The following is an 18,423-nucleotide window of genomic DNA, read 5'->3' as shown; positions in this document are numbered from 1 at the left end:
ATAGCGAAGGCGATACGGATGTAATACCGATATAATGGTACGGTCTTTTGGGTTCACCTGTGGCGGTTTGTACAAACAGGTGAATGGTGCTTTTCTCCTTTCTTAATTTATTTACGTAATATGATGCTATCAATAAAAACCGCAAGGATTGTGGCTACCTGTTTGGGGATGGTGTTCACCTCTGCTTTTGCCGATGTCCCCGCTCCTTCCTCCCATGCTTCGCCGTTTAAACAATGGCTCTATTGGTCAGAGCCTGATACCTACCAGCGTTATACGAATACCGATCTGACAGTGGCAAAACAGGAAAATATCAATGGTTACGACGTCATCTGGTGGAGTGATCCGCTAACAGGATTTACCTACCCACAAATCGCTTCCGGCTATACGACCAATCAGCGTATCCGGCTCAATAACAAACTGAACGCTGAAATGTTCTTGATGCTGGAGCGTAAAAAAGCGTGTCAGGAATCTTATCAGCAGCTGTCTAAGGCACAAAAGGGACAATCTCCATTGGCGTATCACGCTGAGTGGTCTTTTTCGTTGATTACGCCATCGGTGGTCAGTTATCTGAAAACAGAGGTGAGCGCCTGTAATGGCGACACACCGTACACCTTTCACGATGCCAGTACATTGTTAACTCAAGATGCCAGACCTTTGTCGATCGATGATGTCCTGATGCTGCGTAAGCCCCCCTTAGATATCACGCGCAACCAGTCATTTGATACTTACCACGGGGTCACCCTTATCGACTGGATCACAACGCAATTAAGGGCACTTTATCCCCGCCAGATGAATGACGAGTCTTGTGCATACCAATTTGAAGAATGGGATGAGGGTTTATGGTCACTGACACCAGAGGGCATCCGTTTTTATCCAGGGGCGTATTATCCTAAAACGTGCGGCGACGGTGGGTGGGCGGTGTTGCCGTGGCGTCTGGTGCGGGCCAACCCCGGTCGGCTGACGCAGCAGGTAATGCCATAAATATAAGTTATAAATATAAACCGCAAGGATTGGATAATGAGACATATCACGGTTATGGCGCTGGGGCTACTGGCGTTAATTCAATGTGCGTGGGCGGATGTTTATCGCGGGACGATAGGGAATGCTAATGTCGTGCTGGAGCTAAAGCTCGGTGATGGGCCGACAACAGGGCGCTTCTTCGATGTACAGGATCATAAAGACCGCTCTCTGACGGCCTGGATTGAGGGAATAGACGATGAATCGCTGATGATTGTACCGGATAGCCAGCTGGGCAGCTCGATTAGCGATGGAGAACTGAATAAACGACACCATATGGTGTTGCGTCCCAATAAAGAAAAACAGCGCTGGCAAGGCGAGTGGCGTCAACCTAACGGGCAACGCCTCCCGGTAAACCTGACGCTGATATCCGGCACTGATATTCCCAACGATAACGCACAAGCGATGAAACAGGGGCTGCGGGATGTGTCGCTCTATGACTACCTGTTATGGCAAACCCGCCCGGTGGAGTTCCTGGGCGAAAGAGATATGGGGGAATATCGACTGGCCTGGTGGCAGAATCCACAGACACGGGTGAAAATTTTTCAGTTTGTCAGCGGCTATCCACCGGAAACGATGGCGGCGCTGAACCGTACCTTACAGCAAGAGTGGTGGAGTACCATGCTGAAGCAGCAGGCGTGTGTTGATAATGGCGGCTATCTGTCACAACAGATTCAGATAACTCTGCTCTCCGCGTCGTTGGTCAGTTATATCAATCAGATATATCACAGGGACTGTAAGGTGATGGTTCGGTACGAGGATGATGCTCCTGGACAAGGCTCCGGTGACAGCAACGAGCAAAAATTTTGGCTGAAACCGCAAACGCTCTCCACCCGCACCGCAAAACCGGTGGCATTGTCGCAATTGTTATCGATAGGGGAGAATAAGGAAGCCGATGAATACCCGTCACCGTCTTTTGATAGTGCGCTACCCAAATGGTTGTATGAGCAACTGATGATCTTGCACCGGGATGAGCTGGCAGCCCGATCTGACACTTATCCAGCCCCTGAACCTGATGGCTGGGTTCAGGTTGGTAAAAACTGGTTTGCAACGGCTAAAGGGTTGCGTTTTTATTCCAATATCTCAACCGATGACCATATTGGTAAAATTACCTATGACTCATGGGCGTTATTGCCCTGGTCATTCATAAAAAGTCATTCGGCCGAGAATGTACGCAACGGTGAGCTGGTGCTGCCTTAACCTTATGCAGCACCGCGGTGCTGCTTTTATCGGATCATAAAGAGACATCGTACATTACATGAAAAGCATCCATTTTATGGCAGGGATTCTGGGGATGGGGTTGCTGGCGGGAAACGCGCAGGCAACGCCGGTGGTATATGGCGGCACGCTGGGAACAACGCCAGTGGTGATAGAGCTGGATGTTAAGTTGGATGGGCGCGTGAAGAGCCGCTATTTTGTGACGCCTGAGCGGGTGACTCACTATATTAACGGTCAGCGCAGCAAGCAGGGCGTCGTCACCCTGGATGGGGAATCGTACACATCGTATAGCGACAGTGAATACGGTACTGAGGATGAGGAAAAAACGGCGAGCAGCCCGGTCATCACGCTACGCGCTACCGAGAATGGCTGGCAGGGTAAGTGGCGTCAGGGGCAAGATAAGCCACTCGCCATTGAGCTGTCGCCAGTGGCACCGATAGCGACAACCGGATTATCGCCCTTTATGCAGTCGCTCTACCAGCTCTCGCCTTATGACTATCTGCTGCGTGCAACGGCTGAACCGGTGATGGTCAAGCAAGGCGTCGTCAACGGTTATAACGTGGAATGGTGGCAGGAACCGAACGCTAAACTGTCGATGTTTCAGTTAACCTCTGGCTATCCGGCGGAACAGCTCGCTGCCTTGAACGCTGCGCTACGTAAGAGTTTTTGGCGCTCGTTGCTGGATGTTGTCCAGTGCGAACACTCGGACGATACGGTAAAGATTAGCCTGCTATCAGAGAAGATGATTAGCTACGTGATATCCAGTGTTCTAGAGTGTGGCGGCGCACACAGTTATATGAAAGTATCGCCCCACATTTTGCGTGTCTCTGACGCGAGCGAGCTGACGCTGTCTGATTTGATGTGGGTAGACGAATCGCCGGTGCCGGATGCCTCCGCTATCCCTGATGACTATTTGCAGGAAACCTTGCCGACATGGCTGGCCGCGCAGTTTGCCCGGCTCTATCCGGAACAGACCGCGGCGACGGATGACGAGAGCGAGGATGCCTGTGACTACAGTTCGTCAGAGGTGTGGGCGAATGCCCCCTGGAGCCTGACATCCAAAGGTATCTATTTCCAGACCATGACCCCTAATCTGACTTCGCAGTGCAAAGGCTCCGGTTGGGAAATCCTGCCCTGGGACATCGTCAAACAACACCCCGGACGGCTGAAGGATTTGCCGTTGCCGTAACCGCAAGCAGCTATCACGGCGATAGCAGCGCTTTTTCTATAGCTGAATGGATACGGAATATGAACGAGTTGATAAAGAATATCAGGCGCTTGGGGTGTGTGCTGGGATTGATGTTGCTGACAACCTGTGCGATGGCGGATGAGGTGGCGGTGTATCAGGGCAAACTTGGCAATGCCGGTATCGTCATGACCTTGACGTTCTCTGATAACGGCGTGGAGGGACGCTATTTTTATAGCCAGTATCGCAAAGATTTGCCGTTGAGCGGCAAATGGGACAAAACGGGCGTGCTGGTGCTACGGGAAGGTAAACCGCAGTGGGATGAGCAGGCGCAAACGGGCAAACCGGTGATGACGCTGCGTACCGATAACCAGAAAAACTGGCAGGGCGAGTGGCGCAGCGGTAAGGGAAAAACCTACCCGGTTACGTTGTCGCCCGCGGCCTTGCCTGCGGCGTTGTCGCCTTTTATGCAGACGTTGTATCAATTATCGCCATATGAATATTTGCGTCAGGCACAGACCGTACTGGCGATGACGAAAAAAGAGACGGTCAACGGGCATGAAATTGAATGGTGGCAGGAGCCGGTGTCCGGTATGACAACGTTCCAGATTGCATCCGGCTACAGCGATGCGCAGCGCGGCCGGCTCAACGCGGCGCTGCAAACGTTATTATGGCAAAACGTCATTGGTTATCATGATTGCATGATGGTGAGCCAGTATCAGGGTGAGGCGATGTCGGTAGTTGACATTCAGTTGCTGTCACCATCCGTGCTGAGCGTCTCGGATCTGCGAAGCAGCATATGCGACGGAGGCCACAGTTCAGGCAACTGGCCCATCAGGTTACGCGTTAGCGACGGACACCCATTGGTGCTGAGCGATGTGCTGTGGGTGGGGGATGGCCCGGTGCCGGACAACTCGACGATTGAGAAAGGTGAGTATAACAATACAATTCTTCCGGCCTGGCTGGTGACGCAACTGACACAGTATTATCCGGAACAGATGCGTACTCCGGTGAATAGCGACGACTGCGATTACAGCAATCAGGATATCTGGAATGGTTACGATAATAACTGGATTTTGACGCCGAAAGGCATTCTGTTTTCCCCTTCGTTTTCAGATGCACAGCAACCCTGTGCCGGCGAGTCCTGGCCCGTCATACCCTGGGACATCGTCAAACAACACCCCGGTCGGTTGAAGGATTTACCGTTGCCGTAACAGACGTTTTCCCGGCTAACCGCATGTGCCAAAAACAAGGCCCACATCGTCTGATGCGGGCCTTATGATTTCATAACCGTCGTTCAGGATGTGAAACGGCGGCAAGCGGCGGTTTATTGCACCCGCACGTCGAAGCCGGGGAAGTATTGCTTCGCCAGTTTCTCGACGGTGCCGTCGTCTTTCACCTGTTTGATGGCTTTGTCCAGTTCGGCTTTCAGCGCGGCGTCGCTTTTACGCAGACCAAAGCCGATGCCGCTGCCCAGAATCGCGGTGTCTTCCACCGGCCCGCCGATAAAAGCGAAACCTTTGCCTTCCGGTTTGTCGAGGAAGCCGGACTGACCGGCCGCCGCCATCACCAGAGTACCGTCCAGACGGCCTGCCGCCAGGTCGTCATACGCCAGGTTCTGGTCTTTGTAAGAGGTCACGGTAACGCCTTTCGGCTCCCAATGCGCTTTGGCGTACACTTCCTGAATCGACCCCTGCAATACGCCGATGTTCTTGCCTTTCAGCGCTTCCGGCGTCGGCGCCAGACCGCTGTCCGGTTTGCCGACCAGTTGGGTCGGAATGCGGTAGATAGGCGTGGTAAAGTCGATCGCTTCCTTACGTTTTTCGGTGATGTTCATCGCGGAGTTGATGGCGTCGAACTTTTTGGCCTGCAGCGCCGGAATCAGCGCGTCAAACGAGGTTTCGGTCCAGGTGCATTTGAAATTACCTGCCTTACAGATGGCATTGCCCAGATCGATATCGAACCCTTCCAACTGGCCCTTGGCGTTTTTGCTTTCAAACGGCGGGTATTCCGCTTCCAGCCCAAAACGCAGCTCGGTCTGCGCCAGCGCGACGGAGGAGGACAGTAAACCCAGCGACAACATCAACATGCTTAATTTTTTCATATCGGGAACGATCTCCGGTAAATCAATGAGTAGTCTTTAAACTGCAATCAACATCACACAGAAACAGCCATCAAACACAAATCGAGCGCCACCGCATTGATCGGCATACGGCAGCCGGTTAGCGTCGGCGCTCCGCGGCCTGACACAGGGCTTTCGCACCGGCCAGCAGCGTTGCGTCATCTTTGGAAAACGACAGCCGAATCAGTTTATTGTCGGTGCCGTCGGTGTAAAACGCCGAGAGCGGAATGGTCGCCACGCCGTGGTCGATAATCAGTCGTTTGACCATGTCGCTGTCACTTTCATCACTGAAGTGCGCAAAGCTCGCCAGCATGAAGAACGAACCGGCGGAGGGCAACATTTCAAACGGTCCGTCCTGTAGGGCGCTCGCCAGCAGGTCGCGTTTGTGCTGATAGAACTGGCCGAGCGACAGGTAGGTCGCCGGGTCCGCCATGTACTCGGCAAAGGCATACTGCATCGGCGTGTCGGCGGAGAACATCATAAACTGGTGGATTTTGAGGATCTCATCCATCAGCGCCGCCGGGGCCAGACAGTAACCGACGCGCCAGCCGGTGACATGGAAGGTTTTACCGAACGACGAAACGATGACGCTGCGCGCCGCCAGTTCGCTGTGGGTTGCCATGCTGTGATGACGCTGACCGTCGAACACCACGTGTTCGTAGACCTCGTCAGACAGGATCACGATGTCGGTGTTGCGCGTCAGGCGCGCCAACTGCGCCAGATCGTCGGCGCTCAGCACCTGGCCGCTCGGGTTGTGCGGCGAATTGATGATAATCATGCGGGTGCGCGGGGTGATGGCCGCCTGCACCTCGTCCCAGTTGATGGCAAAACTCGGCACCGCGAGTTTCAGCGCCACCGGCGTTGCGCCCTGCAGCCGGACGATGGGCGCATAGCTGTCGAACGACGGCTCGAAATAGATAACCTCGTCGCCCGGATGCACCAGCGCGGAAATAGCGGAATACAGCCCTTCACTGGCGCTGGCGGTGATGGTGACTTCCCGCCCGGCGTCGTAGTGCTGGCCGTACAGGCGTTTGACTTTCTCCGCCACCACCTCTTTGAGCGACACCAGCCCGGACATCGACGCGTACTGGTTATGACCCTCGGTCATGGCGCGCGTCACTCCGGCGATCAGCTCGGGCGAGCAGGGAAAGCTGGGCGCACCCTGAGACAGGTTGATGGCGTTGTGCTGGCTGGATAGCTGGCCGATAACGGTAAAAATAGTCGTGCCCACATCCGGTAATTTAGAACTGAACTGCACCGGGGTTTGAATCGGCATGAGGGGTCTCCGTTGAGTGCCGCAGCAGGCTCGCTTCACTGGCGAACGGTAACAGGGTGATGCCCTGTCTGCTGAAATTTATTGGCTATAGATGAATAACTATTCATGCATTAGACGTTGCCATCGGTGGTACTACAATCGAATTGTTGTCATAATAGCCATGAGAAAAACGCATGGCTCAGTGCGGTTTTTATTGTCTGCGAGCAATAAGATATGGCGATGGTCAGCGTCGCCTACCGCGAAATCGGGGCGGACGATGCCGCTTGCATCGGGAAACAGTGCTAAGCTCTACGCCGCGTTTTTTGCATAGTTATGTAATCAATTTTCTTATGGCCGCCTGACGGAGAGCGCGCATGACCATCAATAACCGTATCCCGCCGCTGAATGCGCTGCACGCTTTTGTGGTGACCGCCCGTCATCTCAATTTCACCCGGGCGGCGGAGGAACTGTTCGTCACGCAGGGGGCGGTAAGCCGGCAAATCGCGTCGCTGGAAGCCTGGCTGGGCTTCGCGTTGTTTCAGCGCCATGCCCGTGGTTTACGGTTGACGCCGCAGGGTAGTCAGCTGTTGCCGGAGATTCGCGAGGTGTTTGATCAACTATTTCGGGTGACGAACCGGGTGCGCGAAGGGCGTTCCATTCGGATGAAGGCGCCGACCTGCGCCATGCGCTGGCTGGTGGCGCAACTGATGACGCTGGAGCAGCGGCGGCCGGATATTCATGTCGCGCTGACCACCACCACCGAACACGGCGTCGATTTTCGTCACGAAGATTTTGATGTGGCGGTAGTGTTCGCGCCGGATGCTGCGCCGCGCCACCATGACGGCAAATTGTTCGACGAGGTACTGTCGCCGGTGCTGGCGCCGCATCTGCTGCCTGCCGGGCAAGCGGCGCTGTCGCCGGAACAACTGGCGCGTCTGACGCTGTTGCATCCAACGCATGACCAGCGTGACTGGAAGTTGTGGCTGAAAACCCACGGCATCGGCGAGCAGGTGATGCGCCGTAATCAACAGTTCGACACCATGGATCTGGCTATCAGTGCCGCCATTCAGGGATTTGGCGTCGCGATGGCGGATGTGACGCTGGTGGCGGAGGATATCCGGCGGCAGCGGCTGGTGATGCCGTTTACCGAAACGGTAAAAACCGGCGCGGCCTATTATCTGGCGCACCGGCCTGGGTTGGATGGACGTGCGCAGGCGGAATGGCTGACGGATTTTCTCGCCAGCTTCACTGATTGCCTGCCGCCCGGTCAGGGCTGACGCAGCCAGGGATCGTTTAATGCGACGCGGCCGGCGTCAAAATCGACCGTAATACGCACGCCGAGCGGCAGGGTCAGCATCGGGTGAGTATGGCAGCAATCAAAATCCGCCAGCACCGGCAGCGGCTGCCCGTTAAGCACTTCGCGCAGCACGGTCAGTGAATCACGGCCGGTGCCTTTATCATCGAACTGTTCGTGCTTGCCCAGAATCACCGCCGCGACCCGGTCAAACACGCCGCAGAGCTTCAGGTGGGCGAATGCGCGCTCCACGGTGGCGATGTCCTTCAGCGAGTCTTCCAGCAGCAGAATATCGCCGTCTTCAATCACCGGCATAAACGGACTGCCCCAGATCCCCGCCATGGTATTGAGGTTGCCGCCGATAAGCCGTCCCTGATAAACGCCGCCGCCGTCGAAGCGCCACCGGTTCGGATGGGTGATTTTGGCGCGCGACTGCTGATTCCAGTCCAGCCGTTCGTCGGTCCAGCCCAGCGGCATATGATAGACATGGCCGTGCCGCGCCGCATTGGTCATTTCGGCAAAAGCGGCGAAGGTGTCGTCCACCAGAGGCGGGAATTCGCCGAACGACGCCACCAGCGCCGGGCCGTAAAAGGTCACCAGTCCGATGCGGCGGTAAATACCCAGCAGCAGCGCGGTGACGTCGGAATAGCCGATGATGATTTTCGGATCGCGGCGCAGGGCGTCGTAATCGAGATACGGCAACAGCGAGTTGCTGTTGCTGCCGCCAATGGTCGACATAATGCAGCGTACCGCAGGGTCGCGGATCAGCGTGTTCAGTTCGTCAACGCGCGCGGCGATGCTGCCGGACCGGTAGTGGTCGGTTTTACCGGTCAGCGCGCCGGCGTGCAACCGGTAACCGCGCTGTTCAAGAAAGGCTTTTGCCCGTTCAAAACGCGCCGGGGCAACGTGCGTTGCGGGCGAGGACGGCGAGAAAAAACCGATGGTATCGCCTGGGCGCAACGGCGGGGGCAGCAACAGCTCATGGGACATCACACGCTTTCTCCTGACAGGAATATACTTCAATCATAAGAATTTCTTTTCAATCGACTGACAATATAAAAAATAGTTTTCGGCACATTTTTATAAACGGCTGCGAATGGAGACGTCAGTAACGTTTCGCAGGTTGAATATGACCTTAAACCACCTGTTTCTTCTTATGAAACTCTATTTCATTCTATTTTGTCTGCTTGACGGAAAAATCGGTAACCTTCTGTCTTACCTCGCGTTTCTATATAGTTTTCCTCCGGTTGGGAGTCTATGCCGCAGCAGATTATCACGCCCGGTACGGCCATGATTCAGGCACGACATAACATTTTCAGACATGACATAACAACAGACGACACCACACAGAACAGGATTTGCAGCAATGAAGATTTCGACACGATTATGGAGTTTCACCGGGATGCTGTCGTTGGGCATTCTGATTATGGGGGCTATCGGCATGTTTACCGCCGAGAAGGCCAATCAGTCGCTCAAGACGGTGTATGAAGACCGTACCGTGGTGCTGGCGCAACTGGAGCAGTTGGAATGGCTGGTGCAGCGCAACCGGGTATTGATTATGGACATGCTGCTGCTACCGGAGGCGGCGAATAAGCAGCAGCGGGTTGAAGAATTGAACCAGAACCTGAACCGGATTGTCCGGGTTTGGGGCGAGTATCGCGCCACTTATCTGACGCCGGAAGAGGCGCGATTGGCGGACCAGTTTGCCGACAATCTGCAGCGCTATGATCGCGAAGGCGTGCAGCCGACCGATGCGGCGATCCGGGCCGGACGGATGGAACAGGCGATACGTCTTTATGATGATAAAGTCAGCTCGCTGGAAAAACAGGGCCACGCGCTGCTCAGCCAACTGGTGACGTTGCAGGTTAACGTGGCTAAAGATGAATACACCGGTTCGGTGCAACGTTACCAGTGGCTGAAAGCGCTGGCGATTGTGGCGGTGTTGGCGGGGATTGCCGGTGCAGCGCTATTTGGCTGGCTGATGGTGCGTAGCATTGTCCGCAGTCTGGCGCAGGCGCAGGCTGCGGCCGAAGCGGTGGCGGACGGCGATCTGACCTATCCTATCAACGCCAGCGGGCGTGATGAGATCGCCACCGTGCTCAACGCGCTGTCGCACATGCAGTCGAGCCTGATTCGTATCGTCACGCAGGTGCGGCATGGCGCCGAGTCGGTGGGGGTAGCCAGCGGCGAAATCGCGCACGGCAACCATGACCTGTCCGCGCGTACTGAATCCCAGGCCAGCGCGCTGGAACAGACCGCCGCCTCGATGGAGCAACTTTCCGCCACGGTGAAACAGAACGCCGACAACGCCCTGCAGGCCAACCAACTGGCCCAGACCGCCAGCCAGGTAGCGGAGCAGGGCGGCGAGGTGGTGACGCAGGTGGTGGACACCATGCGGGAAATCAACGACAGCGCCCAGCGCATTGCCGATATCATCGGCGTGATTGACGGTATCGCCTTCCAGACCAATATTCTGGCGCTGAATGCCGCTGTGGAAGCCGCGCGCGCCGGTGAGCAGGGGCGCGGTTTTTCCGTGGTGGCGGGCGAGGTGCGTGCACTGGCGCAGCGCAGCGCGGAGTCGGCCCGTGAGATCAAAACGCTGATCTCCGCCAGCGTGGAGCGGATCGAGAGCGGCAGCGCGCTGGCGGATAATGCGGGCCACACCATGCAGGACGTGGTCGATAGTATTCGCCGCGTGACCGACATCATGGGCGAAATCAGTTCTGCCAGCAGCGAACAAAGCAGCGGGGTGTCGCAGGTGGGGGAAGCGGTGGTGAGCATGGAGCGCACTACTCAGCAAAATGCGGCGCTGGTGGAGGAAATGGCCGCCGCCGCGGGCAGCCTGAATGGTCAGGCGGAGGAACTGGTGCAGGCGGTCGGCGTGTTCCGGCTCTCGGGTAAAGCGCCAGGCGTACGGCCGGACAGCGGGGTTGCCGGGCACGAACTGTTACTGAGCTATAGCCGGTAAATTTATCGGCGGTAAGTTTATCGGCGGTAAGTTTATCGGCGATAAATTGCATGCTGACGGCAAAAACGCGCCCCGGCCATTGCGTTAACGCGATGACCGGGGTTGCGTTGTCGGATAGCGATGTGAACCGCGTTTGCAACGGCCCCTTAGGGCCGGACTGCCGAATTCACTCGGCATCCCCCGCGTTCTGCGGGGGAGAGATCAGTAGCCGATGGCGGCGCCAGCCGGACGACGAGAGTCGTTGGCGCCGTACAGATACCCTTCGCGCACCTTACCGGATACTGCCGAGTCATTGCCGGAGTTGGCCGGGATCACGCCTTCCACGCCGGCCAATCCGACCATGATCAGCTCGGTCGCGCCCCACGGCGTTTGTTCCACCATTTTATAGCCGCGCTCTTTTAACAACGCGAGCGTATCGGCGGACAGGCCGCGCTGTTCATAGTAAACCTCGTCCGGTAGCCATTGATGGTGGATATGCGGCGCGTCAACCGCTTCCTGCGGCAGCATGCCGAAGTCGAGAATATTCAGCGCGCTCTGCAGCGTGATGCTGATGATGCGCGAGCCGCCCGGCGAGCCAAGCACCAGGAGGATCTTGCCGTCTTTTGTCACCAGCGACGGGCTCATCGACGACAGCGGGCGTTTGCCCGGTGCGATGGCGTTGCGCTCGCCTTGCACCAGTCCGTAGAGGTTTTTCTCGCCCACTTTGACGGTGAAGTCATCCATCTCGTCGTTCAGGAAGAAGCCGGTGCCGGGGGCTATCACCACCGCGCCGAAGCGGCCGTTCACCGTGTAAGTGGTGGAGACGGCGTTGCCCTGATTATCGACGATCGAGTAGTGGGTGGTTTCCGGTTTTTCATGCGGTTCCATGCCGGGTTTCACCTGTTCGGACGGCGTGGCTCTGGTGTCGTCGATTTTCTTGCGGATTTCGGCGGCATACGCTTTGCTCAGCAGCCGGTCGACCGGGTTTTTGACAAAATCCGGGTCGCCCAGATAGGTGTTGCGGTCCATGTAGGCGTGACGCATCGCTTCCGTCATGACATGGATTGCCTGCGCGGAGTTAAAGCCCATGCTTTTCAGGTCGTAACCTTCGAGAATGTTCAGTGTTTCACACATCGTGATCCCGCCGGAGCTGGGCGGCGGTGACGAGATGAACTGATAGCCGCGATAGCTGCAGGTGATCGGCTGGGTTTCGGTTACGCGATAGTTGGCGAAGTCCGCCGCCGTCAGAATGCCGCCGCCTTTTTTGGCGGCGTCTTCGATGATTTGCGGGAGTTTGCCGTGGTAGAACGCGTCCGGCCCTTTATCCGCGATCGCCTGTAACGTAGTGGCCAAGTCAGTCTGCACCAGACGGTCGCCCGGTTGCAGCGCCGAGCCGTCCGGGCGCAGGAAGATACGTGCTGATTCCGGGTCCTGCTTAAAGCGTTTGACGGTGGTGTCAAGAATGTCGGTGTCGCCGCGGGTCAGGATAAAGCCTTCCCGCGCCAGCTTGATAGCCGGCGTCATCACCTGAGCACGGGTCAGCTTACCGTATTTCTCGCGGGCGGTTTCCAGCCCCAGCACCGTACCGGGAACGCCCGCCGCCAGGTAGCCATACAGGCTGGCGTCTTTTTTAACCTTACCTTCCGCATCCAGATACATATTGGCGGACGCGGCGGCCGGCGCGGTTTCACGGAAGTTGATGAAGGTATCTTTGCCATCCGCCAGATGGATGGTCATAAATCCGCCGCCCCCAATGTTACCGCAGCAGGGGTTGACCACCGCTTGTGCGTAACCGACCGCTACCGCGGCATCAATGGCGTTGCCCCCCATCTTCAGAATATCGACGCCGACCTGCGACGCCAGATGCTGCGAGGTGGCCACCATACCGTTTTTCGCTTCCACCGCCGGTATGGAAACCGCGTGGACCGCACCGCTGACCAGCAATGCGGTCAGACTTAACGGCAGCAGCCATTTTCCCGATGCCATAGAACCCCCTTGTTGTTTTATTGGCGTTGTTATTGATGTTTTGTCTGTTGTGTTTTTTGACATGCATAGCATGTGCCATTATTCATGTTGGATAACATGGCGTTATCAGTGTAAACGCAGTGGCCTGTCATGCCCGGAAAATCATCAGGAGTGTGATCGAACAGGGGCTTATGTCGTTTTTGCATAGCCTGCGTCTTCTATACAGAATGCTGGTGCCAGGACCGGGGTAATGTGGGAGAGAGCGTGTCTGGTTTTGCTCCAGACACGCCATCCCGATAGCCGGGGGATTACCGTATGTTCGCTATCAGCCTTGGGCCATGTGTCTGGCGTAGGCTTCACGCACGGTGTCGACGATTCGCTGGCAGACCGTCTGCTCGGAAGGAAACTGCTGGCGGATACGCTGGCAGTGTTCCGCAATGTCAGCGTTGCCCAACAGGCTGTGCAGTTTATCGCCCAACTGGTCGATGTCGCTTTCCGGTAGCCATTCGCCGCACTTCATGGCGGTTACCCGGCGGGCGTTATCGAACTGATCAAAGGCGCTGGGAATAACCAATTGGGGAATCCCGGCGGCGAAAGCTTGCGCCATCGTGCCAATGCCGCCGTGATGGATAATGGCGGCGCACCGATGCAGGTATTGGCCCAGATTAATATGGCTCTCGGCGCGAACGCCCGTATCGTCTGCCAGCTCATGGTATGGTTTGCCGACGATCAGGCACTGGTAGCCGCGTTGCCGGATTTTTTTCACCAGCGAGATGGCCAGCGGGCGTTTGGTGCTGAGTGCCCAACTGGGCATGAAAATTACCGTGCGTTCGCGCGCGATAAACTGGGCCAGATCATCGTCCTGCTGCTTGTCCAGCAGGTTGAACAACGGAAAACCAACCTGTCGAACATGAGCCGGCCAGTCTGGCAACGGCGAGGCGAACCATTCCGGAAACAGGCATAGCAACGCCGCATCGGTGCGGTGCGTCCATGATGTCAGAACGCGTTCGATACGCGGCAACCCCTGCCGGGTTCTGAACGTATTAATAAAAGGCGCCAGTTGGCGGTCGGCCAGATATTTCTCGGCGAGATACAAAAACAGACGGCGCATATACATCGGCAATCGGCGAACCCACAGTAACTGACGATGGTAGGGCGGGTCGTAGCTGGAGATAAACGTCGATGGCGTGACGCGGACCGGAATGACGCAGCATCCCCGGGTTTCGCTGAACATTTTGGCGGTGAAGGACCACAGCGAGGTGAGGATGACGGAAGCGTGGTCTACCCATGGAGCCAGCGCGTCATAAGCCGCTTGCTGCTGCGCATTCATGAAATTGACCATTTCATTGAAGGCGGATTGATGATGCCACAAGCGTTGCGAATTGACGGCGCGTAAATAATCTTCGCTGTTGCCAACTGAAATAAAATTTAGCCCTCTTTCCTTTGCCGTCTGTTCAAAATAAGGATTGGTACAAAGATAAACATCCAATCCAGCATTCTTCAATGCTTCACCTATTTTGATAAAGGGATAAACATCCCCGGCAGAGCCAAGCGTGGACAGAAATACCCTCATGATTCCCTCCCTGAATCCAGAAATAACGGGTGTGCTCTTATCCCTGAGCTGTGGTTTATTACGGTAATTAATAGTGGTGCGAATAGGTATTTTTAACTTGTCCCCATCGTTATTTTTTCTTTCCGGATGGAGAGGCGGGCTGCGCTGAGAACAGCCGCCACGGCCAGAGTGACGCCACGTCGCACCGCGCTTTCGTCATCTGGCTGCAACAATAAACATCGGTTGAATAGTATGTTATCGCGAGTATAGGGGAGGCTGTGTACGACTGTACAGGGATTCTTTTCCCGTATGATTTTAATATCAACGTCTTATTAATTCGTTATTTGTATATAGAAATAAAATGGCAAAATGAAAAATAACATCAATAAATGATTTCGTTTGTTTTTATTATTAAGTAGAGGGACTAAAACGAATCGGATAGTTCTTTTCTGATTTTCATGATGCGCTATCGTAAAAAGAAGTCATGACTCAGCAGTATCATGGCTCACTCGTCAGACGTTACGATACCGATATCGCGGTGCCGTTGATGATGGGTGTGCAGTCAGCACCGACCGGCGGGATTCGTGTTTCATAAACAAAAACGCCTCGCGATTCTTTCGAATTGCAAGGCGTTGAATTTTGGCTCCTCTGACTGGGATCGCCTTTGCCAGTAAATGGCTAATAAGTAACCTAAGCCGGAAGTCTCTTCATGTCAAGACCACCAAAATGACCACCAAAACTTCTACCAACAAATCTACCAATAACACTATCTGTTTTTAGAAACCAATGTCAATAAGAACCTAAGCTAACTTTCGTTGTTGTGGCAGGGATGAGGGTAACTGGCACTGAGAAGTCGCTGGTCAGCCTGAATCAACTACCCTTTTTAAGGAAAGGACAATTGATAGAGGATGATCATATGAAAAACTTGTCGGACAAAGACATTAAAGAAATCAAAGAATGGCTAAATATCGATACCTATCGGCAGTTTGAAAACATATCTCTTGGGCGGCTTTATCACGAGCTAGTGATGCGGTCATTGTTTTTTAGATCTGACCCTGGGGATGTTGAAATCAGGCTGGCAGAAATTTATACCAAAAGTCTTTTTAGTGGAGAACCCTTCCTCATTACGGATAGCTATATGGAGCTCCTTGCAATAGACAATATGCTTTTCCCATCCCCACACTTCTCTATAACAACGACCGGAAGACTGGCTGATCTTTGTATACACGGTATGAATGATTCGTTGTTTTCCTGGGATGCAAAAAGTGATGAGTATCGTGTGACAAAAGAATTCGTAAATACGCCCATCGCTAAGACATTACCTGTATTTTTTAAAAACAGCATAATGATTGAGATAGATTTCGCCAGTGGCACTGACGAAGAAATCATCGGATCTCTGAGAGAGATGCTCCCACAGTGGCGTAAAATATGGGGCATTGAAGAAGATTTATCAAATACTGTTCGCTTTGGCTACGGAACGATCAAGAAAATTATCAATTACAGGCTGATCCCGATGATCGACATACTAATATGGGCAAAGCATCATGATATCCGTGTGTCAGATGATCATCTTTCATCACTGCTCTATGACCATGCGGATAAAGAAGGGCGGATCAGAGCGAATAACCAAATAAAAGATACCGATAGACCACTGGCGTTAAAAGCGGTCTGCAAGCCATTCATCATTCAGTTTCATCATTTTATTAACAAGAACAACCATTTGAAAGAAATGCGGGTTTCGGATGTTATAACGCTCGCAGACAAGGACTAAAAACACGCGAATTCTGGATGTGCTGAAATTCGCTTGTTTCCCTGAACTTTTCATATAGTCTCTTCTAAAAAAACGAGGAGAGACTATGAATACCCAGAATCGCCTTATTCGTTTCCCCGAAGTAATGAGAAAAACCGGCTTTGGAAAAGCCTGGATCTATCGCCTTATTAGTGAAGAACGTTTCCCCCGACCTGTGAAAATTGGTATCCGTGCTGTCGCATTTGTTGAAAATGAAATTGATGAATGGATATTAACCGCGATTGAAAAAAGAAATGTATTTTAAAAGTGTAAAGAATTTCAATCAATAAAGGCTATATATTTTACAGAATATTTTACGGTTTTTAATGAGGGCTTTTGTTTAAAGGTTTCGCGGGGCGTTATTAAGTCTCAGGTGTACTTAATTATAATTATGCACACCTGATACCTAAATGTAAATTATTTAGGCTGGTTCAGCCCGAATCAGAGTAATTGAATTAATTTTTAACGATTGTTATTTTGTAAAATATATTATCAGTTTTTTAATATATGTGATATCTATACTTTTTTGTAAAGTATTTCATGAATTTTTTAATAAAAACAAAATTACGAGCCATTTAATTAATCGCCATTCAATGAATATATTGTTTGTAAATTTAATATTCCGCTGTAAATATATTTTTACATATTGCTTGATTTTTAATTTAATGATGATATTGATATGTTGTCAGGATGACAATTAATAATAATTTAAATGCAAGGATGCATAGTTATGAAAAAAATAAATATGAGTTTAATGGAAAGGTATTTGCTGTTGCTGGACAGGTTCGTTGATAAGCTCGATGAATCGGGCTTTTCAGAAGCAGAAATCACCGAGCAGTCTTATCTTTTTTGTGCCGGATTTTATATTAAATACCAGCAGGACATAGAGAATCTGACATTTTCAAACCGAGAAGTGGTGCTGAGCTTTTTACTTCTCTCTTACTACAGCCATATTGAGAAAATCAGTGATGATTTGATTGATAAAGCCCGTCTGAATAAAGTCTTTCTCTCTATCATCAGCTTCATCATCAACAACGGTGGAAGAACAGAACGGATCTACGTGCATGAGAAAAAGAAGTATGACGCGAACAAGTTGATAAGAGCCTCAGCAAGCGTCAGGAAGAGTGGTTGCCGGTTGTGATGAAATGTATTAGCTAAGACCCGATCTGGCACAGTTGCTGCGCAGAGCTAAGCGTAATCTTACAGGCGGCTCTGTGCCATGAACGGACATCATTAGCATGATCGCATGTTAATCAAGGGAGAACAGTCCTGTATCATCGGTAACTATTTTCAAAAATAGACCATTAACAAACTGAGATGCAATCGTATTCACTTCGATGATTGCTTCAGAAGTGTATATAACCATTGAAAGAGTTTTCTAATTTTGATGATAGTATCATTTAAATAATCCAAGGAGATTATTATATTACTTTCATTATTTAGTGAAAGAGTCGGTGTTTTATCAATAATGGTTTTTAAAGTTTCAGTTGAATTCATTTTTTTAATGTCTCCGTTAGCATGAACTACGCAATTCCTTACCTTGTTAAGGTCTGTCATGAATTGCCATTCTTGTGATAGACCAAAGTCTATATCCATTAATTTTGTTAAATATCTTTTTGCTTTGTGAATGCCATCACCATTAAAATCGCTTACTGATATATTGGTTTTTGCAATTTTTTGGCAGATGTTACAATAGTCGTTTAGATTGTGCTCTAAGCATGAGTATAAAGATACTAAAGCTGATTTATTAAAAATATTTGGTTGTATGTTAACTAAGAAATCATATTGCTCTGAATAATAGTCTTCTAAGTAATTAATGTAATCATCTGGAGCATTCTTTTTTTTCATCTTCATATGCTTTTTTTAATTCCGATAAGTCAACTCTATTTTGGCCGCCTGCTCCGATGATATATTTTTCGAAATCATCAATCTGAGCATCAAGTGAATATTTTGATAGCTGTGCGAAAAGCTTGTTTTTATTCATCGGTATGTCACTCCTTTTCAAGTGTAAATATTTAAACCAAAGGCATTACGCATTGTAACTTATAATTTTTATTTGTAAAAATGTTTATTATTTT

16 protein-coding genes are annotated in these 18,423 nt (G+C 52.1%); 9 read left to right on the top strand and 7 right to left on the bottom strand.

Going from position 1 to position 18,423, the window contains the following annotated elements; all coding sequences use genetic code 11:
- Positions 1-162: 162 nt before the first annotated feature.
- From DDA898_RS14240 to DDA898_RS14225, 4 genes are read left to right on the top strand one after another with little or no spacing between them, the layout of a single operon-like run.
- Entirely contained in the window at positions 163-981 is an 819-nt protein-coding gene (locus DDA898_RS14240; RefSeq protein ID WP_152490689.1) for a hypothetical protein, read from the top strand.
- A gap of 36 nt (positions 982-1,017) precedes the next feature.
- On the top strand, positions 1,018-2,217 hold the full coding sequence (locus DDA898_RS14235; RefSeq protein WP_038911519.1) for a hypothetical protein: 1,200 nt from the start codon (positions 1,018-1,020) through the stop codon (positions 2,215-2,217).
- Between the two features lie 58 nt (positions 2,218-2,275).
- Positions 2,276-3,424, top strand: a complete 1,149-nt coding sequence (locus DDA898_RS14230) for a hypothetical protein (RefSeq protein WP_038911518.1) — start codon at positions 2,276-2,278, stop codon at positions 3,422-3,424.
- Between the two features lie 59 nt (positions 3,425-3,483).
- Positions 3,484-4,635 carry a hypothetical protein gene (locus tag DDA898_RS14225; RefSeq protein WP_071604547.1) on the top strand — a complete coding sequence of 384 codons (1,152 nt, stop codon included), beginning with the start codon at positions 3,484-3,486 and terminating at the stop codon, positions 4,633-4,635.
- Between the two features lie 113 nt (positions 4,636-4,748).
- Here the strand turns inward: DDA898_RS14225 and DDA898_RS14220 are convergent, their stop codons facing one another.
- A complete protein-coding gene (locus DDA898_RS14220; protein ID WP_013318647.1) occupies positions 4,749-5,525 on the bottom strand; it encodes a transporter substrate-binding domain-containing protein in 777 nt (258 codons plus the stop codon).
- A gap of 118 nt (positions 5,526-5,643) precedes the next feature.
- Entirely contained in the window at positions 5,644-6,819 is a 1,176-nt protein-coding gene (locus DDA898_RS14215) for a pyridoxal phosphate-dependent aminotransferase (RefSeq protein ID WP_038911516.1), read from the bottom strand.
- Between the two features lie 359 nt (positions 6,820-7,178).
- On the opposite strand from DDA898_RS14215, the gene DDA898_RS14210 reads away from it, so the two are divergent.
- Positions 7,179-8,075 (top strand): LysR substrate-binding domain-containing protein, encoded by an 897-nt coding sequence (locus DDA898_RS14210; RefSeq protein ID WP_038902717.1) that lies wholly within the window; start codon positions 7,179-7,181, stop codon positions 8,073-8,075.
- Here the strand turns inward: DDA898_RS14210 and DDA898_RS14205 are convergent.
- Positions 8,066-9,082, bottom strand: coding sequence for a S66 family peptidase (locus DDA898_RS14205; RefSeq protein ID WP_038911515.1), 1,017 nt, complete (start codon positions 9,080-9,082; stop codon positions 8,066-8,068). The genes DDA898_RS14210 and DDA898_RS14205 overlap by 10 nt on opposite strands.
- 376 nt (positions 9,083-9,458) lie before the next feature.
- Between DDA898_RS14205 and DDA898_RS14200 the strand changes: the two genes are divergently transcribed.
- On the top strand, positions 9,459-11,060 hold the full coding sequence (locus DDA898_RS14200; protein WP_038911514.1) for a methyl-accepting chemotaxis protein: 1,602 nt from the start codon (positions 9,459-9,461) through the stop codon (positions 11,058-11,060).
- 201 nt (positions 11,061-11,261) lie between these two features.
- On the opposite strand, the gene ggt is transcribed toward DDA898_RS14200, so the two are convergent.
- Together ggt and DDA898_RS14190 are read right to left on the bottom strand one after the other, a co-directional pair.
- Positions 11,262-13,025 (bottom strand): gamma-glutamyltransferase, encoded by a 1,764-nt coding sequence (gene ggt, locus DDA898_RS14195; protein ID WP_038911513.1) that lies wholly within the window; start codon positions 13,023-13,025, stop codon positions 11,262-11,264.
- A 304-nt stretch (positions 13,026-13,329) separates the two neighbouring features.
- Entirely contained in the window at positions 13,330-14,577 is a 1,248-nt protein-coding gene (locus DDA898_RS14190) for a glycosyltransferase (protein WP_038911512.1), read from the bottom strand.
- 895 nt (positions 14,578-15,472) lie between these two features.
- Between DDA898_RS14190 and DDA898_RS14185 the strand changes: the two genes are divergently transcribed.
- The 3 genes from DDA898_RS14185 to DDA898_RS14175 all read left to right on the top strand — a co-directional run bounded on the left by DDA898_RS14185 (position 15,473) and on the right by DDA898_RS14175 (position 17,486).
- Positions 15,473-16,327: a DUF6387 family protein gene (locus DDA898_RS14185; RefSeq protein ID WP_038912587.1), complete on the top strand. Its 855-nt coding sequence runs from the start codon at positions 15,473-15,475 to the stop codon at positions 16,325-16,327.
- Positions 16,328-16,412: 85 nt separating this feature from the next.
- Entirely contained in the window at positions 16,413-16,610 is a 198-nt protein-coding gene (locus DDA898_RS14180; protein WP_038911511.1) for a helix-turn-helix transcriptional regulator, read from the top strand.
- A 465-nt stretch (positions 16,611-17,075) separates the two neighbouring features.
- Positions 17,076-17,486: a hypothetical protein gene (locus DDA898_RS14175; RefSeq protein WP_038911510.1), complete on the top strand. Its 411-nt coding sequence runs from the start codon at positions 17,076-17,078 to the stop codon at positions 17,484-17,486.
- A gap of 188 nt (positions 17,487-17,674) precedes the next feature.
- Here the strand turns inward: DDA898_RS14175 and DDA898_RS22830 are convergent, their stop codons facing one another.
- Positions 17,675-18,193, bottom strand: a complete 519-nt coding sequence (locus DDA898_RS22830) for a hypothetical protein (protein ID WP_169432022.1) — start codon at positions 18,191-18,193, stop codon at positions 17,675-17,677.
- A complete protein-coding gene (locus DDA898_RS23455; protein WP_169432026.1) occupies positions 18,168-18,329 on the bottom strand; it encodes a hypothetical protein in 162 nt (53 codons plus the stop codon). Before DDA898_RS23455 ends, DDA898_RS22830 begins: the two co-directional genes overlap by 26 nt.
- Positions 18,330-18,423 lie beyond the last annotated feature (94 nt).

The organism is Dickeya dadantii NCPPB 898, from assembly GCF_000406145.1.
GTDB classification, from domain to species: Bacteria; Pseudomonadota; Gammaproteobacteria; order Enterobacterales; family Enterobacteriaceae; genus Dickeya; species Dickeya dadantii.
Note: the sequence above shows the minus strand (reverse complement) of the source record. Positions and strands in the feature narration are given on the sequence as shown.